This window comes from Ehrlichia muris subsp. eauclairensis, assembly GCF_051097115.1.
GTDB lineage: Bacteria > Pseudomonadota > Alphaproteobacteria > Rickettsiales > Anaplasmataceae > Ehrlichia > Ehrlichia muris.
In genome coordinates, this window is sequence record NZ_CP118226.1 from 13,367 (window position 1) to 38,648 (window position 25,282).

The 25,282-nt window shown below is 28.7% G+C and carries 24 protein-coding genes and 1 other RNA gene; 7 read left to right on the forward strand and 18 right to left on the reverse strand.

Annotated features, from left to right (window positions below):
- Positions 1-5: 5 nt before the first annotated feature.
- From PVA18_RS00075 to PVA18_RS00090, 4 genes are all read right to left on the reverse strand, one after another.
- Positions 6-311 (reverse strand): YbaB/EbfC family nucleoid-associated protein, encoded by a 306-nt coding sequence (locus PVA18_RS00075; RefSeq protein WP_045805239.1) that lies wholly within the window; start codon positions 309-311, stop codon positions 6-8.
- Positions 312-324: 13 nt separating this feature from the next.
- A complete protein-coding gene (dnaX, locus tag PVA18_RS00080) occupies positions 325-1,788 on the reverse strand; it encodes a DNA polymerase III subunit gamma/tau (RefSeq protein WP_045805238.1) in 1,464 nt (487 codons plus the stop codon).
- Positions 1,789-1,805: 17 nt separating this feature from the next.
- Positions 1,806-1,898: signal recognition particle sRNA small type (gene ffs, locus PVA18_RS00085), an RNA gene on the reverse strand.
- Positions 1,899-1,997: 99 nt separating this feature from the next.
- Entirely contained in the window at positions 1,998-2,807 is an 810-nt protein-coding gene (locus PVA18_RS00090; RefSeq protein ID WP_045805237.1) for a pyrroline-5-carboxylate reductase family protein, read from the reverse strand.
- Between the two features lie 117 nt (positions 2,808-2,924).
- Here PVA18_RS00090 and elbB point away from each other — a divergent pair, with 117 nt between their 5' ends.
- Positions 2,925-3,584, forward strand: coding sequence for an isoprenoid biosynthesis glyoxalase ElbB (gene elbB / locus PVA18_RS00095; protein WP_045805236.1), 660 nt, complete (start codon positions 2,925-2,927; stop codon positions 3,582-3,584).
- A gap of 328 nt (positions 3,585-3,912) precedes the next feature.
- Here the strand turns inward: elbB and gap are convergent, their stop codons facing one another.
- Positions 3,913-4,920 carry a type I glyceraldehyde-3-phosphate dehydrogenase gene (gene gap / locus PVA18_RS00100; RefSeq protein ID WP_045805235.1) on the reverse strand — a complete coding sequence of 336 codons (1,008 nt, stop codon included), beginning with the start codon at positions 4,918-4,920 and terminating at the stop codon, positions 3,913-3,915.
- Positions 4,921-5,093: 173 nt separating this feature from the next.
- Between gap and PVA18_RS00105 the strand changes: the two genes are divergently transcribed.
- The 3 genes from PVA18_RS00105 (at position 5,094) to tsaE (ending at position 7,347) form a co-directional block, all read left to right on the forward strand.
- Complete coding sequence (locus PVA18_RS00105; RefSeq protein ID WP_052692833.1) at positions 5,094-6,083, forward strand: hypothetical protein; 990 nt, start codon at positions 5,094-5,096, stop codon at positions 6,081-6,083.
- Positions 6,084-6,170: 87 nt separating this feature from the next.
- Complete coding sequence (locus PVA18_RS00110; protein WP_045805234.1) at positions 6,171-6,872, forward strand: Bax inhibitor-1/YccA family protein; 702 nt, start codon at positions 6,171-6,173, stop codon at positions 6,870-6,872.
- Between the two features lie 10 nt (positions 6,873-6,882).
- Positions 6,883-7,347 (forward strand): tRNA (adenosine(37)-N6)-threonylcarbamoyltransferase complex ATPase subunit type 1 TsaE, encoded by a 465-nt coding sequence (gene tsaE, locus PVA18_RS00115; protein ID WP_231568532.1) that lies wholly within the window; start codon positions 6,883-6,885, stop codon positions 7,345-7,347.
- 389 nt (positions 7,348-7,736) lie between these two features.
- On the opposite strand, the gene infC is transcribed toward tsaE, so the two are convergent.
- On the reverse strand, positions 7,737-8,258 hold the full coding sequence (gene infC / locus PVA18_RS00120) for a translation initiation factor IF-3 (RefSeq protein WP_045805233.1): 522 nt from the start codon (positions 8,256-8,258) through the stop codon (positions 7,737-7,739).
- A 25-nt stretch (positions 8,259-8,283) separates the two neighbouring features.
- A complete protein-coding gene (thrS, locus tag PVA18_RS00125; RefSeq protein WP_045805232.1) occupies positions 8,284-10,185 on the reverse strand; it encodes a threonine--tRNA ligase in 1,902 nt (633 codons plus the stop codon).
- 412 nt (positions 10,186-10,597) lie between these two features.
- Here thrS and PVA18_RS00130 point away from each other — a divergent pair, with 412 nt between their 5' ends.
- Positions 10,598-11,086 (forward strand): CinA family protein, encoded by a 489-nt coding sequence (locus PVA18_RS00130; RefSeq protein ID WP_045805231.1) that lies wholly within the window; start codon positions 10,598-10,600, stop codon positions 11,084-11,086.
- A gap of 226 nt (positions 11,087-11,312) precedes the next feature.
- On the opposite strand, the gene rplS is transcribed toward PVA18_RS00130, so the two are convergent.
- From rplS to ftsZ, 8 genes are all read right to left on the reverse strand, one after another.
- On the reverse strand, positions 11,313-11,690 hold the full coding sequence (gene rplS / locus PVA18_RS00135; RefSeq protein WP_024072517.1) for a 50S ribosomal protein L19: 378 nt from the start codon (positions 11,688-11,690) through the stop codon (positions 11,313-11,315).
- Positions 11,683-12,390, reverse strand: a complete 708-nt coding sequence (gene trmD, locus PVA18_RS00140) for a tRNA (guanosine(37)-N1)-methyltransferase TrmD (RefSeq protein WP_045805230.1) — start codon at positions 12,388-12,390, stop codon at positions 11,683-11,685. Before trmD ends, rplS begins: the two co-directional genes overlap by 8 nt.
- Positions 12,380-12,898: a ribosome maturation factor RimM gene (gene rimM, locus PVA18_RS00145; RefSeq protein WP_045805229.1), complete on the reverse strand. Its 519-nt coding sequence runs from the start codon at positions 12,896-12,898 to the stop codon at positions 12,380-12,382. Before rimM ends, trmD begins: the two co-directional genes overlap by 11 nt.
- 174 nt (positions 12,899-13,072) lie before the next feature.
- Positions 13,073-13,921: a ParB/RepB/Spo0J family partition protein gene (locus PVA18_RS00150; protein WP_045805228.1), complete on the reverse strand. Its 849-nt coding sequence runs from the start codon at positions 13,919-13,921 to the stop codon at positions 13,073-13,075.
- Positions 13,918-14,700 carry a ParA family protein gene (locus PVA18_RS00155; RefSeq protein ID WP_045805227.1) on the reverse strand — a complete coding sequence of 261 codons (783 nt, stop codon included), beginning with the start codon at positions 14,698-14,700 and terminating at the stop codon, positions 13,918-13,920. Before PVA18_RS00155 ends, PVA18_RS00150 begins: the two co-directional genes overlap by 4 nt.
- A 103-nt stretch (positions 14,701-14,803) precedes the next feature.
- Positions 14,804-15,316: an rRNA maturation RNase YbeY gene (ybeY, locus tag PVA18_RS00160; RefSeq protein WP_045805226.1), complete on the reverse strand. Its 513-nt coding sequence runs from the start codon at positions 15,314-15,316 to the stop codon at positions 14,804-14,806.
- Complete coding sequence (locus PVA18_RS00165; RefSeq protein ID WP_045805225.1) at positions 15,313-15,720, reverse strand: EVE domain-containing protein; 408 nt, start codon at positions 15,718-15,720, stop codon at positions 15,313-15,315. Before PVA18_RS00165 ends, ybeY begins: the two co-directional genes overlap by 4 nt.
- A 6-nt stretch (positions 15,721-15,726) precedes the next feature.
- On the reverse strand, positions 15,727-16,989 hold the full coding sequence (ftsZ, locus tag PVA18_RS00170) for a cell division protein FtsZ (protein WP_045805224.1): 1,263 nt from the start codon (positions 16,987-16,989) through the stop codon (positions 15,727-15,729).
- A 445-nt stretch (positions 16,990-17,434) separates the two neighbouring features.
- Between ftsZ and PVA18_RS00175 the strand changes: the two genes are divergently transcribed.
- Positions 17,435-17,941: a hypothetical protein gene (locus PVA18_RS00175; RefSeq protein WP_045805223.1), complete on the forward strand. Its 507-nt coding sequence runs from the start codon at positions 17,435-17,437 to the stop codon at positions 17,939-17,941.
- Positions 17,942-18,375: 434 nt separating this feature from the next.
- On the opposite strand, the gene secA is transcribed toward PVA18_RS00175, so the two are convergent.
- The 3 genes from secA to PVA18_RS00190 form a co-directional block, all read right to left on the reverse strand.
- Entirely contained in the window at positions 18,376-20,964 is a 2,589-nt protein-coding gene (gene secA / locus PVA18_RS00180) for a preprotein translocase subunit SecA (RefSeq protein ID WP_045805222.1), read from the reverse strand.
- Positions 20,965-21,379: 415 nt separating this feature from the next.
- Complete coding sequence (locus tag PVA18_RS00185; RefSeq protein WP_045805221.1) at positions 21,380-21,769, reverse strand: hypothetical protein; 390 nt, start codon at positions 21,767-21,769, stop codon at positions 21,380-21,382.
- A gap of 471 nt (positions 21,770-22,240) precedes the next feature.
- Positions 22,241-22,633 carry a hypothetical protein gene (locus PVA18_RS00190; protein WP_045805220.1) on the reverse strand — a complete coding sequence of 131 codons (393 nt, stop codon included), beginning with the start codon at positions 22,631-22,633 and terminating at the stop codon, positions 22,241-22,243.
- A gap of 1,421 nt (positions 22,634-24,054) precedes the next feature.
- Here PVA18_RS00190 and PVA18_RS00195 point away from each other — a divergent pair.
- Positions 24,055-24,870 carry a P44/Msp2 family outer membrane protein gene (locus PVA18_RS00195; RefSeq protein WP_045805219.1) on the forward strand — a complete coding sequence of 272 codons (816 nt, stop codon included), beginning with the start codon at positions 24,055-24,057 and terminating at the stop codon, positions 24,868-24,870.
- The last annotated feature ends 412 nt before the right edge of the window (positions 24,871-25,282 follow it).

The window sequence follows — 25,282 nt, forward strand, 5'->3', positions numbered from 1 at the left end:
TACTGTTATATACCAAATGATAATAAAGAACCTACAAGATTTTTATTGTGATCAGATGACTTTTTTAGAGCATCATTGAATGCTGCTTTAATTAAATCTTCTATAAGGATAGCTTTTTCTTGTAATAGTGATGTGTCTAATTTTACTTCAATAACTTGGTAGCTGACCATATTAGATACATTAATTTTTACAGATACTTTTCCGCCAAGTGATGAGCCCTCAAATATTTGAGATTTTTGATGTTCTTGAAAATCAGAGAATTTCTTTTTTATAATATCTTGTAAATTAGATAATTGATCGCTAGAATACATAGCTAACTCCTTATTATTGCTCTTTTTTTATATTTTCTATATTTATAACTTTTGCTCCATCAAACTCTTGTAATATATTGCAAACAGTTGGATCAAGAGATTGATTATAACACGAGTTACTACTTTTGCTTATATCAAAATTTTGGTCAATAGATATATTCCATGTTTTATTTGTTAAATTATAAAAAAAATTTAATAAATTTCTATGGAAATCTTTTGGTAAAACCTGATTAGTTTTAATGTTTAGTGTTCCATTATTATAATTTGTTACTTCTAAATCAGATTCATATATTTGGTTATATAAGTCTTGCATGTTATTACTTTTTAACAGTTCAAGTAATGCTTTGCGATTATTATCTGTTTTAGTATTTCCTTGAATCTTATCTATTATTTGCTTTGGAGATGGTAAAGATGATAGGTAACATAGTCTTATAATTAACATATTAGCAGTCTGCTTTATACAGCTAGATGATTTTACTTCTTGTATTCCTTTAAAAAGTACTTGCCATAGTCTTGATAAAAATGTAGGAGATAAAATCTTTTCGTTTTTTACATGTGTTATAATATTATCATTGAATACAGAGGGGTCTTTTTTTGTTATAGAGAAATAGCATATTTCATAAACAATCTGCAACATGTTATCTAAAATTATAACAGGGCTATATGAATTACATGCTTCTTCAAATTTATTGATGGCTTCTACAGTATTTCCTATAACCAATGGTTCTATTATTTCTAGTAATGTATGTCTGCTAACATATCCTAACATTTCTTTTGTAGTTTTCTCAGATAAAGTTTTATTACTGTATATAGCAGCTTGTTCTAATAAAGATAAAGCGTTACGTATAGATCCATCAGCATTATATGCTATTAATTTTATACTTTCTTCGTCAAAGGATACATTTTCTTTTTTTGCTATAACTTTTAAGTGACTTACAAGTTTATCTGTAGGTATTCTTCTAAAATCAAATCTTTGGCATCTGGATATAATAGTTGCAGGTATCTTTTTTACTTCTGTTGTTGCTAAAATGAATTTTACATAAGGTGCAGGTTCTTCTAATACTTTTAGTAGTGCATTAAATGCACTGTTGGATAACATATGTACTTCATCTATTATATATACTTTGAATTTTGAACTAATTGGCATGTAGCGTGAATTTTCCAAAATCACTTTTACATCTTCTATACTTGTATTGCTTGCTGCATCTATTTCTATTACATCTGGGTGATTAAAATTTTTTATAGATGTACAATTTTGACATGCATTACATGGATCAGATGTTGGTCCAGAAATACAATTTAAGCACATTGATATTATTCTTGCAGCAGTGGTTTTTCCTACGCCACTAGTACCTGTCAAAAGTATGGATTCTGGTATTTTGTTTAAATTAAATGCATTATGTAAAACACGAACTAAAACCTCTTGTCCTAAGAGATCTTTAAAATTGCTAGGTCTATACTTTAATGCAAAACTCATTTTTGAATGATAACATAAAAAATGGGTAATACAACCCAAAGAAACAATGCTACGGCTGCTTTATTCCTAACCTGACCGACTTCACAAGCCCCTTGCTCATATTACCCTTTGCATTATAATTTAACCCAAAGAAATATCAAATAAAAATTTTTGTTTATTTTTATAAAAAATAGAACACTAAAGCATTATTGTTAATACGTATTAATGTATTAATTATTTTTATTTAATTCTTTTAAGTAGAATAACCTTTCCATAGCTGCTTTTAAACATGAAGCTATTGTTTTAGGTAAATGTGAATTTAGTACCTGTAATGCAGCCTGTGTTATACCACCACGACTTGTTATAGATGATATAAGATGACTTATGGTATTTTGTCGCGTTTCTAGTAATTTAGCACTTCCTATAAATGTTTGAGATATAAGTTTTATTGCATCTTCTTCATTTATACCTGTAGCTACAGTGTTTTTTACTAATTCTTCTGCAAGAGAGAAAAAATATGCAGGGCCAGAACCAGTAATGGGAGATAATTTATCGAAAATATCTTCTTTTTGTATCCAATATATAAGACCTGTTTCATTAAAAATAATTGATACTTTTTGTTTTTCAGACAGCAGTTCTTCTTCCATGTAAGAAAGGTTTACACTTTCACCTAATGACATAGCAATATTAGGCATTACTCTTATTATTGTTGTTGTAGGACTTAAGCATGTTTTTAGGAAATTAATATCAATTCCAGCACACAAGGATATAAAAGATGCAGATTCACTATAGATTCTATAATTTGGTATAACATCAAGAACTTGTTGTGGTTTTATTGCTATTACCACAGCTTGAGGTATAAAATCTTTGCTTATTTCCTCATAGCTTTTTACAAAAGTTACTTTAGACATACTGCTAAAGATGTCTTTTTTTGATAAACTAGGTTGTACTACAATCACTTTTGATATTTGATTACTATATGACCACTTATGTAGTAATATACTTCCTAAGTTACCACATCCTATTAATAATATATCCATTGTCTATTAGATAAATGATTATAAATATAACAAGAGCAATATATATTACTTAAATAAATTTGTAAATTGTAAATTGTTATTATAAAATTAGCATTTAGTTCAAAAAAGGATATTTTTATGACATTAAATTCTGCTGTTATTTTAGCTGGTTGTGGTCATATGGATGGCTCAGAAATCAGAGAAGCTGTTTTGGTTATGCTTGAACTTGATCGACATAATGTAAATTTTAAATGTTTTGCACCGAATAAGGACCAGAAACAAGTTATAGATCATAAGAATAAGGAATCTGTAGAAGAAGTGAGAAATATTTTAGTTGAATCTGCAAGAATAGCTAGAGGTTCTGTATATGATATAGAACAAATAAATATTGAAGAATTTGATATGTTAATAATTCCTGGTGGTTATGGAATAGCAAAAAATTTTTCTAACTTATTTGATGAAAGTAAAGAAAGTAGTTATATATTACCCGAATTTAAAAATGCTGTGTATAAGTTTTATAATGCTAAAAAACCTATAGGGGCAATTTGTATATCACCTGCAATAATAGTTGCATTATTAAAGGATATTGCGAAGGTTAAAGTAACAATAGGAGAAGATGCTAATGGTTTAATAGACAAGTTAGGAGGAATTCATGTTGATTGTCCTACTATTAAATCTGTACAAGATGATATAAATAGAATATTTTCTTGTTCTGCGTATATGAGAGATGATAGTCTTTACAATGTGTACCTTGGAATACAAGATATGATATCATCTATGGTAAATTATCTGAAATAGTTGTGTTTGTTTTTAGTTAATTAAAATTTATAAGATTTTGGAGATTATTAGAGTCGTTGTAGTAATAGTGACTGTGAAGATTAATTTTCATAGTATTTTATTTATTTAAAATATAAAAAATATGATTACAGGTAAATTATTATGTAATTTTTAAAAATATATGGTAGTTATAGGGATCAGTATTGTTACTGCATGAGTATAAGTGTTTATAAAGATTCTCTAAGTTTCTTGTGTTTGTTAATGGATGCATTTTATTTTGTAACAGCAACTGACACTCTAACACTTAATTTGTTATAGTAGTATGATCTTATCTACATTTAGCCTATTTTTAAATGTAACTTTCTGATAATAGTGATACTATATCTAACATTCTCATAGCAAAAGCCCATTCATTATCATACCAAGCTGCTATGCGGCACAGATTATTATTAGTAACGTATGTTTCATTTGCATCCACTATTGAACTGTATGTACTGTGACAAAAGTCTATAGAGACTAATTTCTTGTCTGTTATATTTATTACTTTAGAATTTTGTGATAGATTTTTTATTATGTCATTTATTTCATTAGCAGTAGTTGATTTGATAGAGTTAAACACTAAGTTTACCATGGATACATTTGGTGTAGGTACACGTACAGCTGTTCCATTAAGTTTTCCTTTTAATTCTGGTATTATTAAATCAATAGTTCTAGTTGCTCCTGTTGTGGTAGGAATTATAGACATCATGCATGCTCTTGCTCTTCTTAAGTCTTTATGATTGTTATCAACTAAATTTTGGTCATTTGTATATGAATGTATAGTTGTAATAAATCCACTTTTTATTCCTATTGTGTCGTTCATTATTTTTAAAATAGGTGCTATACAGTTTGTTGTACACGATCCAGCTGAAATAATATTATGCTCTTTTTTTAGCATTTCATTGTTTACACCGTATACAATTGTTATATCAGAATCTTGCATAGGGGATGATACCAAAACTTTTTTTACTGTGGAATTTATATGTTGTTCTGCTAAAGATTTTTTATTAAATTTGCCTGTGCATTCTAATACTATGTCTACGTTATGTTTTTCCCAGAAGATGCTTTTAGGTTCTTTTTCCATTGATAATGGAATTTTCTGATCATTTATTATAATGTATCCTTCTTCTGATTCTACATTATATGGAAATCTACCATGAACAGAATCATATTGAATAAGGTGTGCATGTGTTTCTGATGATGTGGATCCGTTTAAGGCAGATAATTCTATTTTTTGTTTATATAGTAATTCATTTTCATATATAGCTCTTATTAAGCATCTTCCAATTCGACCTAACCCATTTATTCCTATTTTCATACTTTTCCCTTAACATAATATAAACGTTTTCTATCTTTATGTTGTTTTTAATATAAACAAGCAATGTTTACACTATACATAAAGTTAAATAGATAATAACTTTGTATTTTTTGTATAATTATGATACAATATAGTGTTGAGTTTATCATTTAATTATAAAAACGGTAGGTAAAATGCTTAGCAAACGGGAAAAAACATACATTGAATCAAGTACCACGCTGGAGCAATACTATGGTAGTTTGTTAAAATTAAATCGTCAAGATTTAATCAGAAAAAACTTTATTATGGGTGTAAGTGTTTTTTATACCTTAGTTTTTATTTCATTTGCCATTATGCAATCAGGAGCTTTGAAGTTAACACGAAATCAATTGACATTTTTTTCTAATTTAATGGATTATATAGCTCTTTTTTTATGCTTATCTTTTCTTATATCAGGTTTATTTAATGTTTTATATTTAGAAAAAGAAAAAAAAGCAATAAGTGATAAATTAAAGCAGATAGATCAAAAGAAATTAGCTAAAATAGAAAAGAAATCTATCCGTATTAAATGTGCAGATTTTTTAGATAATCATGCAAATAAGGTTGATCTTGCAGGTGCATTTTTTACTACTGGTATGCAAGCACTTGCTGTTTTTAGTTTAACACTTCCATCAATTTTTGATGTAAGTAGAATTCCTACTGGTACTGCATTTAATTTACAGGGAATTATAGATACTGTAGGAAATATTCTTTTTACAATAGCTGCAGCTATGTTCTTAATTTCTTACGTAATGAGATGTAAGAAGAATAAAGATGGTAAGTCTCCATACAATATGACTCGATTATTAGTTATTTCCGGTATATTTTTTGGTACTTTTTTGGTTTTTGCTGGAAAAGTATTGCTTTCTTTTGAAACCAGAAGTGGTGCAATTTATACAGGAAGTACTGGTCCTTTTGGTATGGATATACTTCCAGTAGCATTAATAATTCGTTCTGTTGGTATGGCAATGTTTTGCATAGCATATGCAATGATGATATATTGTAGTATAAAAGAGGTTCAAGAGCTATCTGGTAAAGTATCTATAAATGATCGTGATTCTGGTGTCAGTAATGGTAGTGTTAATTCTGATATGGATGAAGTATGTGGTGTTATTAATTTGGAGGAAAAGCAGCTTATTAAGTAAATAATGTGTGATAAATTTATATTGATATTTTTATATTTTTTTGTTACAATGCTGTGGTTTAACTTTCTGTTCTGAAGTGGAGTATTTATGGATAATTACAGTAACGTGCAGTTTCAAAGTGCTTACTATAGCGTGGGGCTTAGGAATTATCTAGTAAAAGTATATAATTACATGGCTATGGCTTTAGGATTAACTGGTGTAGTAGCATTTTTTGTGTCTTCTTCTCCTGCTATTATCTCTATGATATATAATACTCCTTTACATTGGTTAATTGTCTTTGCTCCTGTGGGGTTAGTTTTTTTGATGTCATATAAGCTAAATGTTTTCAGTTTTCAGACTGTATTAACGATATTCTTTAGTTTTGCAGCATTAGTAGGAGTTTCTATTTCATATATATTTTTGGTATATACGGCAGCAAGCATTGCGAAAGTATTCTTTATTTCATCTTCTATGTTTGGTGTGATGGCATGGTATGGTAATGTTACTAAAAAGGATTTGTCTCAATTTGGAACGTTCTTATTTATGGGTGTTATAGGAATAATTATCGCTTCAGTAGTTAATTTGTTTTTTAATAGTGGACCGTTACATTTTGCTTTATCAGTCGTTGCAGTAATTGTGTTTACTGGTATGACTGCATATGACGCTCAAAGAATTAAAGATATGTATTATAAGTTTAACGATGGGACTGATTCTGTTAATAAAATGGCTATATTAGGTGCAACTACTTTGTATTTTAATTATATTAATATATTTATAAGCTTATTGAACTTACAAGGGGAACGTAGATAATTTTTTATCAGTGATATATAATTGTAGTTTTAAGTATAATTTTGTTAGTTTAGTTTTTTTAGAAAAGTTAGCACGTTTTGTTGCTTTAAGTTTGAAGAAAGGTGATAGTATATCTTTAGCTGGGGACTTAGGTGTTGGTAAGACTACTTTTGTTAAGTTTTTAGTTCATACATTAGCTCCGTATGAGGATGTAGGTAGTCCTACTTTTAGTATTATTAATGAATATCATTCTAGTAAATTTACAATATACCATATTGATCTTTATAGGGTTAATTCCTTATATGAGGTATATGATTTGGGGATAGACTGCATCTGTGGTGATGGAGTGGGAATTATAGAATGGTCTGGTTTGTTAGATGATATATTAGATTTTAACTTAAAGATAAATATAAAATATTCTACGGAAGACAATCTTAGAGATATTGAAGTTTTTGTTAATGATGGCAATAAGTATGATATTTTTAAGAATTTGTAAATCAATGTATATATTTAAGTACATGAGGAGTAGTATCTAAGAAAACTCTTTCGAATATCAATGTTAGAAATGTGTTATATTAATCGACTAATCTTTTAATTGGTGTGATTTTTGTTATTCAAACGTATTAGTGGTTTTTATATGTTGAAATACTTCTTTGAACTTAATAATAGTGTCTTATCAGAGACACTAATAAAATAATCAGTAATAATATTATTTGTTTTCTATTAAACTCTACTTGACATGTTTTATAAATTAAAATTTATACTATTATTTAGTAGTTTTGTGATGCTTGCCTGCAATACTTAAATTATAATATTTTTCATTATGATACGTTAGAGTACTGCAGCTTTTAAAAGTACTATAGTATTCTACAGTTGTAAAAAGCTTTACTTTGAAGTTAATACCATATTGATCAAATTGCCTTCCTTTCTTGGTAAGCTTTCAGGTTTTGCAATATCAGCAGTATCTCTTATTAATCTTTCTATAATCTCCATTCCAACTTCTGGATGAAGTATTTCCCTTCCTATAAACCTTAGTGATATTTTTACTTTATCACCTCTTTCTATAAATCCACGTAACATGTTTAATTTTACGTTATAATCATTATCTCCAATATTAAGCTTGAACTTGAGTTCTTTTACTATTATGGTTTTCTGTTTCTTTTTTGAGTCACTTATTTTTTTCTTATGGCTGTATCTGTATTTACTATAGTCAAATATTTTACATAGAGGATATTGATCATCATGTACTATTTCAACTAAGTCTAAATTAACAGCTTTAGCTCTAGATAATGCGTCTTCAATGTCTATAACTCCAATCATAACACTATTTTGATCGACAAGCTTTACTTTTTTTGCTGTTATCATTTCATTAATTTTGTTTTTATTAGAGAATTTTTTTGTTTTCAAGTCTTATACTCCTAACTAAAATTTACTAGATGCTAGCACAAGTTAATAATGTTTTCAACGCTTTATCAATATGCATGACATACTGTTTGTTAGACGCTAGATAACGTATAGACACAGAGTTTTCCTCAACTTCTTTTCTACCTATTATCCAAAACACAGGTATCTTCTTATGAATATGGTTCCGTATCTTGTAGTTTATTTTTTCATTTGTAGTATCTAGTTCTACTCTTATGTTATGTGCTTCAGCTTTTATTTTTAAAGAGTTAGCATAATCAGTAGCGTCTTCACTTATAGTTAATATTGATAGTTGTATAGGAGCTAACCACATTGGAAATTTGCCTGAATAATGTTCAATCAATATTCCTATAAATCTTTCAAAAGTACCTAAAATAGCACGATGTAACATTATTGGATGGTGTTTTTTTCCATCACTGCCTATATAGTAGGCACCTAGCCTCTCAGGTAGTACGAAATCCATTTGTAAGGTTCCACACTGCCATTCTCTACCAATAGCATCTGTTAATACGAACTCTAATTTTGGTCCATAGAATGCTCCATCTCCAGGATTTAAAACGTAACTTAAATTAGCAGCTTCAACTGATTTCTTTAATGCTGCTTCAGCTTTATCCCATGTTTCATCACTACCAGCTCTGTTTTCTGGGCGATCTGAAAATCTTACTAAGATATCAGTGAAACCAAAGTCTTTATAGACTTCCATGAGTAAATTGCAAAATTTTAAAGCTTCAGATATGACTTGACTTTCTGTGCAGAAAATATGTGCATCATCTTGAGTAAAACCACGAACTCTCATTAATCCGTGTAGTGCCCCTGATGCTTCATATCTGTGGCATGTTCCAAATTCTGCCATTCGTATTGGTAAGTCTCTGTAACTTCTAATTTTTGAATTAAAAATTTGTATATGACATGGACAATTCATCGGTTTTATAGCTAAAGTTTTATCTTCTGCTTCACTTAGAAACATATTTTCACGAAACTTATCCCAATGTCCTGATTTTTCCCAAAGCTCTTTATTTAGTAGTATGGGAGTTTTTACTTCTATATAGCCATTGCTTTCTAGTTTTTTTCTTATGTGTTCTTCTATAATACGATAAATAGTCCACCCTTTTGTATGCCAGAATATTTGACCGCATGCTTCATTTTGGATATGAAATAACTCTAATTCTTTTCCAATTTTTCTATGATCCCTTTTCTCTATTTCTATTAAGTTATTTAAGTATGACTTTAGTTCTTCTTCATTACGCCATGCTGTACCATAAACCCTTTGTAACCTTTCATTGTTTGAGTTACCTTGCCAATATGACCCAGATACTTTTGTTAATTTAAAGGCTCTTGATGTTTTTGTTGAAGGTGCGTGTGGTCCACGACATAAGTCAGTGAAGTTTCCTTGTTTATAAACAGTAATGTTTTCATTGCTTGGAATATTAGATATTATTTTGACTTTGTAGTCTTCTCCTATGCTCGAAAAAAACTTTATGGCTTCTTCTCTAGACCATACTTCGCGTATAAAACTTTCATTTCTATTTATAATTTCTATCATTTTTTTTTCTATTACTTCTAGATCATCACTAGAAAAGGTGTGATTTGTTGCAAAATCATAGTAAAATCCATCTTTAATAGTTGGTCCAATAGTTATTTGAGTATCAGGGAAAATTTCTTTTACAGCTTGTGCCATGATATGTGCAGTGTCATGGCGTATAATTTCAAGTGCCTCTTCACTGTTTATTGTTATGACTTCAAAGGTACAATTTTCTGTAATTTCTCTTGATAGATCGTATGATTCCCCATTTACTTTTACAGCTATTGCTTGCTTTTTTAATTCTGGAAATAAATCGTTTACTACATCATGTCCTTTGACTCCACGGTAGAATTGCTTGGATGAGTTATGATTAAAATAAATGTTTATCATATTAATATTTCAACTATGAGTTAGTATCTAGTCTTTTTAGTCACAATTTTATTTTTTTTTATTATATCTTAATTTTAGGTCTGTTACATTGTATTTTTTAATTCAATTACTATACTCAATGAGCTTTTATAGCAAATTTAAAGAAGATTGCAGTTCTTACAACTACAGCATGTGTTCTTAGTATAACAAATTCTGTGACTAAATAACTATTATTATAAGTTAAAAGATTTTACGCAATTATATCATAGAAGCTATAGAAAAATATAGATTTCTATTATTAGTTGTAATCTATAATATTTACAGCTCATTAGCTTAATATGTTTATGTTTTTTTATTATTATGTTGATTATTGTTTTACTTAACTTAAGTGGTTACATAGACTTGTTTATAGTTTCTATGATATTATTACGTGATGATAGAACAAGGAATGTTAGAAAAAGCTAGAACTTGTGTTTCTAAGCTGATAGAAAGCAATTCTAAATTAGTGATAGCTGAATCATGTACAGCAGGATTAATGTCTTTTTTATTCTCTTGTATTCCAGGAGCATCAAAAGTGTTGGATTATAGTTTTGTTGTGTATTCAAATGAATCTAAGACTAAATTTTTAAATATTGATAAAGATCTTATTGATGAATATGGGGCTGTGAGTTCAGAAGTATCTGTTTTAATGGCAGTTGGTGTTTTAGAAAATTCAAAAGCTAATATATCTATCTCAATTACTGGATTTGCTGGTCCTGCTGTTGATGATGAGCAAGTAGGGTTAGTTTATATAGGCTATGCTTCAAATATAGAAAGTGATTATAAAAAATGTTACTTTAATGATATGAGTAGATATGAAGTGCAAGTGTCATCAGCAGATGCAGCTATGGATTTTCTGTTATATAAAATAAATAAAAACTGAAGCCCTGAATATTGATATGTAATGAATTATACCTTAGCAAATACATCACTACTTTATCACTATAGAAGAAGATTTATATAGTTTAACCTTTTTCAATAAATACTTTAAGGAAGTTAACTGCAGATTTTGTACAATGTATAAAACTTGAAAACTTATAAAAAATAACACATGTTACTACTTGCAAGCTTTCCACTTACAATAGTAACCACAATGATGCTATATAAGTTTAAGATAACTTTTTTGTTCTATCATTACGTTCTTTTATTCTTGCAGATTTACCAAACAAACTAAGCATATAGTAAAGTTTTGCTCTACGTACTCTACCAAATTTGACAACTTCTATAGATTCTACTATAGGAGAATATAAAAACACTTGTAATTGAATACTTTCATTATAACTTATTTTCCTTAAAGTGAATGAAGAGTGTAACCCGTTATTTTTTCTTTTTATACATACTCCTTCAAATATCTGTAAGCGCTCACTTACTCCATCAAAAATTCTCATTCTTACTCTTAGTGTATCACCTGAACTAAACTTTGGAACTTCTTTATTGGACAATAAATTCATTTGTTGTTCATTGAACTCCTTAAGCAAATCACTCATATATATCTCCATCTATGGTACTAGTCAACTCAGGACGCCTTTGCTTGGTTATACAGTAAGATTGATTAGCTTTCCAAAGATTAATCTTTTTATGATTTCCAGAAAGTAAAACATCAGGAACCTCTAACCCCCTCCATTTTGCTGGACGTGTGTACTGAGGATATTCTAACTTGTAGCTTGAAGTAAAGCTTTCATCACATATGCTTTGTGTATTATTAACCACCCCAGGTATAAGTCTGACACAAGTCTCTATGAGGGCCATACAAGCAACTTCTCCGCCAGATAATATATAATCTCCAATACTTATTTCATGAAAATCATAAAAATCTAAAATTCTCCTATCTATTCCTTCAAAGCGACCACATAGTATAGTTATATTAGAAAAATGTGTTAATTGTCCAGAAATATCTTGATTTAATTTTACTCCACTGGGAGACATGTATATCAGTTTTGTATTTTTGTTCTTACTTAATACCTCATCTATTGCTGATCCTATAACATCTGCTTTCATTATCATTCCAGGACCGCCACCATAAGGTCTATCATCTACGCTTTTGTGTTTATCTTTTGCAAATGACCTTATATCAATAACGTTAAGATTCCAAATACCTTTATTTAAGGCTCTACCTATTACTGAATAGTTTAATGTTCCTGGAAACATCTCTGGAAATATGGTTAAAACGTTAACACTAAATGTCACTGCTATTTCCTATAACTTCTGGTGGATTTATTATTATATATTTTTCTTTGACATTTATATAAGGGAATATACCTTTTGTAAAAGGTAGCATAGTACTTTTTTTTGAATCAGAAAGACATATTTCTATAATATCACATGATCCAAAATTATGAACTTTCTTTATATTTCCATAAACATTTTTGTTTTCTAAGATAACATTTAATCCTATTAAATCGTTGTGGTAGAATTCGTCATTTGTAAGATTCGGTAATTTGTTTTTTTCTATAAAGAGCTTTTTGCTTCTTAATAAATCTGCATCATTTTTTGATATTATGCCTTTGATTTTTGCAATTATTATGTTTTGTGATATGATAGATATTACCCTTATTTTATATGTGTTTTTCCCATCAGTTAACGGTCCATAAGATGTAAAATTTTCAGGCTTTTCTGTGAAAGTTCTTATCTTTACATATCCGTTAATTCCATGAGATGATGTAATTATACCAAGGCATATAAGGTCATTTTTCATTATAATGTGTAAACTGTAACTTTATATATAATATATGCTATGTGTAATTAGCTCAATTATAATTTTGTAAATACTAACTTTTTAAGGTTATTTTGACTCAATAAATAGTTGATTGTATTTATGAAAATTATGTATCTTTAGTGTTGTCAATGATTTTAATATTGATGTTTATACTTAAGTTGTTTTCTTTAGCTTGTCTAGTATTGAGTTAAGTTGCTGTGTGTTATTGTATTTTATAGTAATACTGCCTTTGTTTTTTAATCCGTTTATTTTAATTTGTAAATTTAATATTTCAGATAATGATTGCTCTAATTCTGTTAGATTTTTTTGGGTTTTGTTCTTATGTGGTTTTTGTAAATTTTTGATTAATAACTCAGTTTGTCTTACATTTAAATTTGAAGAAATAATTTTTTGCGCTATTGCTTCTGGTTTTTCTGTGTTTATTAAAGCTCTAGCATGGCCAAATGATATGAGTTTATTGTTTATCATTAATTTTATAGAAGGTGGTAAAGATAATATTCTTATCATATTTGTAATATGACTACGGCTTTTACCTATAGTAGAAGCTAAGTCTTCATGTGTATACGAGAAAGTATTTGTTAAGTTGAAGTATGCCTCAGCTTCTTCTATAGGTGTTAAGTCTTGTCTTTGTATGTTTTCTATAATTGATAATTCTAAACACTGATTATCACTTATTTCTTTTACAATCACAGGTACTGATTTTAATTTTGCTAATATACTAGCTCTCCACCTTCTTTCTCCTGCTATTATCTCATAGCCTTTTTTGTGTGGATTTTTCCTAATGATGATTGGTTGTATTATACCATGTTTGGAAATAGATTCTGCTAATTCTCTAAGGGATTCTTGATCAAATGTTTTTCTTGGTTGTGATGTGCTGGGATTTAATAAGTTTATTGGCATTGTGAGATGAGTATCAGTACTAATGTTGGCAATGTTATTGTTAATTTCTAACGTGTTATTTCCTATTAACTCAAAAATGCCTTTCCCTAATCTTTTTGTCATTTTGAACACCTATTGTTTTTTTGTTTATTTAGGATTTCTTTTGCTAGATGTATATATGCTTGAGAACCTGCACATTTAAAATCGTAAATTATAGCAGGTTTCCCATGAGATGGTGCTTCAGATAATCTTACATTTCTAGGAATAACTGTTTTGTATACAGACTCTTTTAAGTATTTTCTAATGTCTTCTTCTACTTGTTCACTTAACTTATTTCTTTTGTCATACATGGTTAAGATAATTCCTTCTATTGATAGAAATGGATTAAGATGTTTTTTTACTATTTCTATGGTTTTTATTAAGTGGCTAAGTCCTTCTAAGGCAAAGAATTCACATTGTAAAGGAATTATGATTGAATTTGCAGCTATTAATGCATTTACTGTTAGTAATCCTAAAGATGGAGGACAATCAATAAAAATATAGTCATATGGATTTTTTGCTTCATATAAGGACTTTTGTAAAATAAATTCTCTTTGCTGTACTTGTGTTAGCTCGATTTCTGCTGCAGATAAATCTACTGTTGATGGTAGTAAGTGTAGGTTTGGTATTTCAGTTTTTACAACAGCTGCTGATATAGATAAGTTATTAACTAACACTTCATATACTGTGTTTGTTCTTTGTTCATAGGTTATTCCAAATCCAGTGCTGCTATTGCCTTGAGGATCTAAATCTATTAGTAGAGTTTTTTTATTTACTATAGCAAAAGCTGTTGATAAGTTTATACTGGTTGTGGTTTTTCCTACACCACCTTTTTGATTTACTATTGCAAAAATTTTGCTCATACAGATAATTTACATGTTTTTCAAATTATATACAAGATCGGACTGGTGTCACTGAGTTTTTTATTCTTAAACATTGTAAATGTGAATATAGTATGAACTTTAATTATGAATTGATAATAATATGGTTTTTTGTAGATTTTTTATTTGAGTAGTATGTTTCACGTGGAACATAAGGGTTTTTTATTCCTAGTTTATCTAGTAACTTAATTTCAATAGATTCCATTATGTATTGATCTAGTGGCTCTTCATGATCATAATCTAAGATATGTAATAATCCGTGAATAAGCATATGGGATGTATGATGTTCTAACGGTATATTTAAATCGATGGATTCACTTATAAGAATGTCTAATGAAATAAAAATTTCTCCTAAATAACAATTCTTATTTAATTTGTTATATGGGAATGATAATACATTTGTTGGTTTATCTTTTTTTCTGTATTCATAGTTTAATTTTTGCAATAATTTATTGTTTGCTAGTACAACAGAAATTATAGGCTTGTATTCATAAATATTTAGGTCTATTAAGGAAATATTTATGATATTTTTAACAAAACTTTTTGGCTTATTTATTATGTTATACCATTTTCTATAATAAACATTGATTTCAATCACAGGACAGTCTCACTTAATTGTAATATGCAATTCCATTCTTGTTCTGTTACTGGAGAAACTGATAGACGTGGTTGCTTTAGAATTAACATGTTTTTTAATGTAGGGTTTAATTTTATATCTTTCAAAAAAACGGTCTTATTTAATTTTGTATGTGTTTTGACTTCAACAATACCAAATTTATTATTTGTATCGGGCAGATAAAATTCTTTGTCTATGGATACAATTCCTATTATTCCTTTTTCTTTTCCAGAATGGTAAAAAAAAGCAAGATCATCATACTTCATTGTTTTTAGATAATTTTGGGCTTGATAATTTAGTATATTATCCCATACAGTAATTTTATCATGTACCATATTATCCCATGAGAAATCATGCGGTTCTGTTTTTAAAAGCCAGTAGAACATTACACATTATTTTTTTCTTAAAAAAGTTGGGATATTAAATGATTCTTCATCCCAATATTCATTTTTATTAAACTGTATATCATAATCTGACTCAAAAACTTTGTTACTAGATTGTTGTTTTTTTTCTTTATGATCTTGTTTTTTGATATGACTTATAGAATTAATCATATCTTCTCCTGGATTACTTGGTTTATAATAAGCAATTTCATTGTCTAATGGGTTAAAAGGTTTATTTGATATTTCAGATATATCACTATGGGTTCCTTTGTCTTTAAATGTACTTTTGTTTTGTATTACTACTTCTTCATTATCTATTCCTGTTGCTAAAACAGATACTCTAATTTTTCCTTCACTTTCTTTGTTAAATGTTGATCCAAATATTATATTAGCGTGACTGTCTACTTCTTCCCTGATACGATTTGCAGCTGCATCAACTTCAAACAAAGTCATGTCTAACCCACCGGTTATATTGATTAATATACCTTTTGCTCCTTTCATTGAAATGTTATCCAATAAAGGATTGGATATAGCTGCTTCAGCTGCTAATATGGCTCTGTTTTCTCCTTCAGCTTGTCCTGTACCCATCATAGCTTTACCCATTTCGCTCATTATCGCTCTAATATCAGCAAAATCTAAGTTAATGAGTCCTGGCATTACCATTAAATCAGTTATACCACGAACTCCTGTATGTAATACAGTGTCTGCAAGCTTAAATGCATCTGCAAATGTTGTTTTTTCATTGGCGATTCTGAATAAATTCTGATTAGGAATTACTATCAGGGTATCAACATATTTTTGTAATTCTTCTAATCCAAGTTCTGCTGTTCTCATCCGGTGTGCTCCTTCAAAATGAAAAGGCTTTGTAACAACTCCTATGGTGAGAATTTTATTTTCCTTGGCAACTCTAGCAATTACAGGAGCAGCTCCTGTTCCTGTTCCACCGCCCATTCCAGCAGTTATAAACAACATATTACTGTCTGAAATTTCTTCAATAATTTCATTTATTGATTCTTCTGCAGCACCTTTACCTACTTCTGGAAGTGATCCTGCCCCTAATCCTTTTGTTAAGCCAATACCTAGTTGAATTTTCTTTTCTGATAAAGAAAGTTCTAATGCTTGTGCATCTGTATTAGCTATTACGAAATTAACGCCATGCAGGTTAGATTGTATCATGTTATTAACAGCATTACCACCAGCACCTCCTACACCAAAAACTGTAATTCTTGGTTTTAGTAGAGATTGGTCTGGTAAACAAATATTTAAAGACATACTGAGCACATAGTAAAGATAACTTAATATACTACGTCAATAAAATAATGCAAATAATTTGATAAATATAGAATAAATTAAGTATGTATATTAACTAATAATAAATTTATGACATTACATGTTTGTATTGATATTAATCATTTAAAAGTGTTTCTACATATAAATAATTGTGCAATGTAAAGCTGAATTTTAGTTGAAAATTGTGATATATGAAAACTAAGATTGTGAAAAAGTATTCTCAATATATTGCCATGTTAATATTATGTGAATTCAATTAACAGGAAGATATCATCTATGGAATGTATAAAAATTCGAAATGTATGAATAAATACATTTTTATAATTAATATATGTGGATAATTTTCCATAAAATAAATATTTATGTTAATTTTTTAAATTATGATGTATTATTTAACTAAATTATATTAATGAACAGAGGTTTTATTATGAGAACAGATAATGCTTTTTTTGATGTTGACTTTTTAATTCAACAAAGTGGTCATTCTAATGTTGATATTTATCATGGGACAATATATCTCGATGATAATCCAGCAGGTGGTTGTTATGCTAGTGGAGATATTGTTAATGCTGCGACAGGAGATAAAGGTACATTGAATATAATAAGTGATATTATGAATGGATATTATGAGAAATGTAATTTGAACATTACTCTTGAACATTATGATCCTATTAAAGATATTAATAATACTACATCAATGGATAAGATTTTTCTGGTGTCTATCTTAAATGGACTGGATATGGCTTTGTTAATTGAAGAACATAGTCTACTATTAATGGATCCGTCGAGAGTAGAAGTTAGTAATGAACCTGCTATGGCTGTTCTTGCATATGAAAGTGGATTTGTAGGTGAACTTAATAATATGGTTAATGTGGTGAGAGATATTTTTTATCAAAATGAGGATTTTGATTTGTCGGGAAAACCTGGCTATTAATATATAAGTTTTTATTTAAAATAAATGCTGAGAATATGAGTGATTAATTGGTGTGTAGATTGTTATATTGATAACTCAGGCACAGTTTCTTTGTTGCTTATGTTGATAACATTATACTTGTTATAGTAGTTTGTATTCAATGTAATAGTATTGTGTATTACATAAGTAAAATTGATTTTTAAAGGGTTTTTGTATAGATGCGTATTGTTTATCTATTGAAGTAGCAGTAGTGCGGTTTCTGTTTTGATATAAAAGTGTCAGATACGTACCTTAATTGGTATTTTTGTAACTTTATAAAATCGAAAAGATTTTTGAGCTTGTTATAACCATGATATAATTTAGCCATAATTTTCTTTTAATTAAAGGGTTTGAAATTTGTAATCTTCAAAATAGTAAGCAATTGTTTTTGTCAACAGTATATAAGCAGGTTAACGTTAAGTACCGTGGCAATGTTTGAATTTTTTTCCTGATCCACAAGGGCATTTTTCATTACGTGAAATTTTAGAATGATTAATGTTATAGTCTGTTTTTTGTATATCACTTAACTCTATATCAAATTTTAAGTAAGATAGTCTCTGTATTATTAATTCGTAGAACTTATTCATCATATTCTCAAGCATAGAAAATGCCTCAGCTTTAAACTCATTTAATGGGTCTTTTTGTGCTATAGATCTTAGATTTATTCCACATTTTAGACTATCCAGTGCAGCAAGGTGATCTCTCCATAGATAATCTAATGACATTATCATGACTTTTTTCACTATATGATTCCATACTTTTTGATCTTTAGATGTTAATTCTTCTATTTTTTGAGCGAAATGTTCGTCGACGATTTTGTTTAGGTATTCTAAAACTTTGTCTGTACTTTCAAAATTACTGATAATCCTATAATCCAGAGTGATATTATATATTCTTGTAAATTCAGATGATAGTGCTTTGTATGTATCATCATCCAAATTATAATACTTGTCATGTATTATATTGTTAACTATATCTCTGTTAAGATCTCGATATATAATTGAAATGTTGTAAGAATCATTGTCTAAAATTTGATTTCGTTGCTCAAAAACGACTTTTCTTTGCTCGTTTATTACGTTGTCGAATTTTAATAAAGACTTTCTAATATCATAGTTTCTTGATTCAACCTTATATTGTGCTTTTTCAATAGATCTGCTTATCAGTGTGTGTTGAATAGCTTCATCTTTTTTCATGCCTAATTTTTGGAGAACTCCTTTTATCTTGTCTGATCCAAATATTCTTAGTAAATCATCATCTAATGATAAGAAAAATTTAGATAACCCTGGGTCTCCTTGTCTGCCAGATCTTCCTCTTAATTGATTATCAATTCTTCTGCTCTCATGACGTTCTGTACCAATTACACACAATCCCCCAGCTTGTATTGCTAGTTCCTTATTTTTTTTTACTTTTTCTGCAAGTTGTTTATATTTTATTTCCATTGCTTCTTTATCTGTAGTATTAGCAATAACTGCTTTTGCTAACATTTTTAGATTTCCTCCAAGCTGTATATCTGTGCCTCTACCAGCCATGTTTGTAGCAATAGTAATTGTTCCAGGTATTCCAGCCTGTGCTATTATGTATGCTTCTTGTTCATGATAGCGTGCATTTAATACAGAATGTTTTAATTTATTTTTTGTTAATAACTTAGATAGCATTTCCGATTTTTCAATGCTTACTGTTCCTACTAGTACAGGTTGCAGTTTGTGATGACATTCTGAAATGAATTTTATAACAGCATTGAATTTTTCTTCTTCTGTACAATATATATCGTCGTTTAAATCTATCCTTTGAACAGGTATATTTGTTGGAATCTGCACAACTCGTAAGTTATATATTCCCAAGAATTCTTCTGATTCAGTTATTGCTGTTCCAGTCATACCAGAGAGTTTTGTGTACATTCTGAAGTAATTTTGAAATGTAGTAGAAGCCAATGTTTGATTTTCACTGTTGATATTTAGTTTTTCTTTTGCTTCAAGTGCTTGATGCAATCCATCTGAATATCTTCTTCCATCCATCATACGGCCTGTAAACTCATCTATGATTACTATGTTGCCATTTTTAATTATGTAATCCTTATCTAGGGCAAACATTTTGTGTGCACGTAATGCTTGAGTAATATAGTGCATAATTATAATGTTATCGATGTCATACAAGGATGTATTAGAAGAAATAAGATTATGTTGAGTTAATAAATTTTCAATTTTTGTTATTCCAGCTTCAGTTAGGAAGATATTTTTACTTTTTTCTTCTAGCTCATAATCTTCTCCTGTTAATTCATATATCAAATTGTCTATTTTTTTGTACATTTTAATATCTTGGTCGACTTGTCCAGAAATTATTAAAGGAGTTCTTGCTTCGTCTATTAATATTGAGTCAACTTCATCGACTATTGCATAATTAAAACCTCTTTGTACCATGTCTTTTTTAGAGAATTTCATATTATCACGTAGATAATCAAACCCCAAGTTATTGTTTGTTGAATATAATATGTCACAGTTGTAGGCGTTTTTTCTTTCTAAGTCGTTCGTATCAGTTAATATACAGCCAACTGTTATTCCTAATGCATTATATAACTCTCCCATCCAGTCAGCGTCACGTTTTGCTAAATAATCGTTTACTGTTACTATATGTACTCCTTTTTCTTCTAATGCATTTAAATATGCAGCTAGTGTTGCTACTAAAGTTTTTCCTTCACCCGTTTTCATTTCGGATATCATTCCTTTATGCAAGACTATTCCACCTATGAGCTGTACATCAAAATGCCTCATATTTAGTACTCTTCTTGATGCTTCTCTTACCACAGCAAAGGCTGGTACTAAGATGTCATCTAAAGTTTTCCCATTTTTAAGTTCTTCCTTGAACTCTATGGTTTTGTATTTTAATGCTTCATTAGAGAGAAGTTGAATTTCATGTTCTATTGCATTTATATCCTGAACTATTTTATGAAATGATTTTATTACCCTGCTATTTGTCGAGCCAAATATTTTGTGTGCAATACTAAGCATAATTAAATTAATATTTAATTTATTAGGTTGTGAATTATATGGTTAAATAAGACAAAAGTACAATAAAATTAGCAACAAGGCTGTGTAAATGTTCTTTGTATTTCATGTGCTGTAAAGAATCATGTATAACGTAATAGTTTTCATACGTTTAATTATATATATTTAAATATGTATAAATGAATGACTAGTACTTAAATTGCATAATGTGTTTATAACCCAGTATTAAAAAAGCTTTTTTAGAAAGGTATCATTAGTATATGTAAAACTAGTTTTTTTGCATAAAATACCCAACATACTTCTTCAAGGCATCACTAACTGTAAAGCAGACGCTTACGAAAGATAAGCATCCACTTTACTAGCATTCAACACTAATTAACTTAACTTTAATAAAAAATAAAAGCATCTAGAAAAGATATTACTGATTTTGTGTTACTTCATCATTATCAGCAGGTTTCTCATTTTCTACTGGCTTTTTTAAACTATGTAATGACACTGTAATATTTTCATCACCGAAAGTAATGTGATTTCCTTCAACATGAAGTTCTGCTTCTCCAGTGAATGAATGTAAAACAGGAAGTTCTGGATGAATTATACATTGTTCGAATAAGTAATGAGCAGTATAATGATTTCCTGGATTGTCACCATTTCTCAATATATCTCCGGAGAAATGACCAAAAGTTCCAATACCATTTTGTAGTTCAAGTCCAGTGTCAAAGGTACCTTCATTATCAAAAATAACTTGTCCTGTATACTCTGTTCCGTTTGCATTAATGTGAATGTCGAATTCATTACCGAAAATATCCATTATGGCCTACCTAAATTTATTAATAATCATATTATATCTTATAAGGATAATAAAACAATATGTTTTATTTGATATGAAATACAAGTTATCAAAAATCCTAATTTTTTTCTTTGATATCAAAAATAATATGTATTTTAATTTACTTAAGATGTTCTATATTTAAATTTTTAAGTATAAATGTATTCTATACTACGTAACTAATGAAAACTAGAATAGAAATAATTATATAATTTTGAAACAACAAAAGCTAGATTTTGTCTGTAAGTGAATGGTAATGTCAGTATTATGATTTAACTTAATTACCGTACCTGCTTTTAGCCTGCTGTATTGACTATATATATTTTATATGTTAAGGGTAAAATTTATAGTTATAAAACTTAGTACCTTCAATATGCCTTATTGAATTGGTAAACTTTTTTGCCAACAACAAAAGGCATAGGCCAGTTTTTTATACATAAAAGAATATATTGGTTATTCTATAGAATGGTTTTTATGTATTACCTTTATATAATTTAAACATGAACTTATCATATCCTCGTTTAGTACTATAGAAGTATCACCTTTATTAAAAACCAAGGCATGATTTTCTTGATCAAAATTAACTGCAAATTGTCCTGTCATTAATTTTAATAAATCTTGCTCAGCATTATTTTGATGTTGTTCAAATGTGAAGTTAACAATGTATTGATTATTTGTGGATGTGGGAGATAATGTAAATAGAAACTTAGAAATACAATTGTTGTTAAAAATACAACTGTTATTAGGCAAACTGGTTAGACTGGAAGCGCTAGAAGTATCAAATGTACTATGATCTGTAGCATCTGCTGAAATTTTTATTTCGTTGTAGAGTTCTAGGTCATTCATTATTGTACCTCACATGCAAATGATGTGTGTATAGTCTATAACAATTAGTATATAAAAACAATATATCTCCTTGCTTTTTTTTATTAAAGGATTGCACTATTATTCATATAAACATTAAATTTATCTAAGTTTTATAATAAGAATTATATTTAGTTTTGAGTTTCTGATAGTTTTTTACGGGGTATTACTAAACTAAAATAGGGTAAAATATTTATGGTAGGGTTGTGATTGATTTATAAGTTTCAGTATCAACTGTAATGTAGTTTTATGTGTTTGTATATGGCTTTACTAGTTGATTTAATGAATGTTTTGTATATAAATTTTCTATTCTATAATTTTAATCATGTGTAGTGATTGTTTATGTTATATGCAAATTAAGAGATATATTGGTCAGATGTATAAATGAGTTTATCTTTGTTGTATTATTAATATTTGTATTATAGAGTGTTAATTATTATTATTGCTAGATAAGTTAGTTTATGAAGTGTAAGATTGTAAGAGTTTTGGTAATAATATTAGTACCTTCTTACTGTGTCTCATATCCATTGAATGTATCAGGTATTTTTCCAGTAGATCAAGTTTATGTAGATTAAATGCTTCCTCTTAACATATTAAGGTTTTTTGTAACTGAAAACATAATAAGTATAAAAGAGTTGCATGTGTGTGAAAAAGGGTAAAGACTAGTATTTAGTTAAATAATGATAAAGATTTTAATAATTTGAATTTCTCAGGTAGGTATGTTTCACAATATAACAACAATGTTTTTTAGTTATCTTTTGTATTAGGATATTTATTTAGATTTTAACAATTAAGACTTGAAGAATCTTGTGAGAAGTTTGATATTAGAGATACTTAGGAGACATTTGACTGAGTAATAATTATAAGCATTACTTGGTAAGATCTAAATACGTGAAATAGTGGGATAGAATATTGTTAAGCTATAGTAGATATTTGTTATGATTTGTAATGCCAATATTATTTTTCATCTTATATAGTTATTGGAAGGATATTACTGAAATTTTTGACTTAATAAAATGTAGGCTTTCTTTCACGGCAAATGGGAATCAATGACTTAAATGTCTTAGGATATTTATCAATCCATATTGTCATAGAATGATTGATAAATGGAATAATATTTTCTGATACAATATCCCATAGCTTCTTGTTTGTCTCACCTTAATGTTTGAGTAGTAGCTAAGTTCAATGGTGTATCTTTTGTAAAATTTATCAGAGTTAGGTGGGAGATCTACATACAATTGATTCCTGGTTAAGAAGTGAAGTTCTGCATTGCTGATTTATATAATAAGTATTCTTTATATGTAGTTTATATATTGCGAAATAGAATTATGTACAATTACTTGACTTGGCATGGTTTGTCATAGTAAATTACCGTAGTTTACCTTGTTATTAATGGATTTACAATGAATTATAAAAAATTTGTTATAGGTGTTGCATTGAGTACATTGCTTTCTTTTCTACCTTATAATGCTTTTTCTGGTACAAACATTCCTGAAGGAGGGAATGGGCTTTATATAGGTACTCAGTATAGAGTTGGTGTTCCTAATTTTAGTAGTTTTTCAGTACAAGAAACACTTCCTGGGCTTACAAAGAGGATTTTTGCTTTAGGTTTTTCTGAGTCTGATATTACTACTCATAGTGGTTTTAAACAAGTATATAACCCTACATATGCAAGTAATTTTGCTGGTTTTAGTGGTGTTGTTGGGTATTATGTTGACGATTTTAGAATAGAATTTGAAGGTTCTTATGAAAATTTTGAGCCTGAAAGACAATGGTATCCTGAAGGAAGCGAGAGTTACAAGTTTTTTGCTTTATCTCGTAGTGATACTATGGCAGAGAATAAATTTATAGTGCTAGAAAACAATGGAGTTATGAATAAGTCTCTTAATGTGAACTTTTGTTATGATGTTGCGCATGGTTATGTTACTTTGGCCCCGTATGTATGTGCTGGTGTTGGTGTAGATTATATAAAATTTTTAGGCATATCCTTACCTAAGTTTTCTTATCAAGTTAAGTTTGGTGTTAACTATCCTGTCAGTGTTAATATTATGTTGTTTGGTGGAGGTTACTACCATAAGGTTGTAGGTAACAAATATGAGAGAGTAGAAATAGCTTATCATCCTAGTAGTTTTGCTGATGTTCCTAAAGTTACTTCAGCTTCTGCTACTTTAGGTACTGACTATTTTGGTTGGGAAGTTGGTATGAGGTTTGCATTGTAGGATTTTATTAAGTATGAATTTCTTGTAATTTCTATTGTGGGAATTAGATAGGTTTCCTATTTTGTTTATACCACACTAATTTCTTATGTAATCATAGTGTATTTAGTACTGATTTATTTCTGCTACAGTTATGCTTTTGTATAGCTGTAGTTAGAGAAAATACCAAGTAACACACTGTTACTTTTGTAAAGGTTTGATGGGGGAGCTATACAATAAAACAAGCTTGATAATAGTGACTCTTTGACAATTAGGTCTACAATACTTATATAACTAATAAGCAGTATTATAGAATTTTTGTTTATTTTTAGGCTAACAATTACAATGTGTGTAGTAGAAAACTAAGTTTATGAATACAATGTAATTGTTAGCATGTTTATAACATGTGCAAGTCTGACTTTTGTGTTATATACAA